The organism is Limosilactobacillus agrestis (assembly GCF_014145585.1).
Lineage (GTDB): Bacteria > Bacillota > Bacilli > Lactobacillales > Lactobacillaceae > Limosilactobacillus > Limosilactobacillus agrestis.
In genome coordinates this window covers 1-205 of sequence record NZ_JACIVF010000004.1, presented here as the reverse complement: position 1 = coordinate 205, position 205 = coordinate 1, and the positions used below count along the sequence as shown (strand labels likewise).

At 42.4% G+C, this 205-nt stretch carries 1 protein-coding gene; it reads right to left on the bottom strand.

The window, feature by feature from the left end; translation table 11 throughout:
• Positions 1 to 205, bottom strand: a 205-nt coding sequence (locus H5R88_RS00585) for a Rib/alpha-like domain-containing protein (RefSeq protein ID WP_182600028.1), incomplete at both ends; no start/stop codon positions are given.

Genomic DNA, 205 nt, shown 5'->3' with positions numbered 1-205 from the left:
TTCTGGAGTAGTGGTCTTATCATCAACAACTGTAATAGTAGTTGTTACAACATCTGTTGAGCCATCTGGGTAATGAACTGTAATACTTACTTCACGGGTACCTGGAGTAGTTACATCTGGTTCACCATTTGTCCAAGTGTAAGTGGTTCCTGTTGGTAAGTCACCCTTGTTACCAATTCCTTCTGATGGATCTGGCATGTGACCC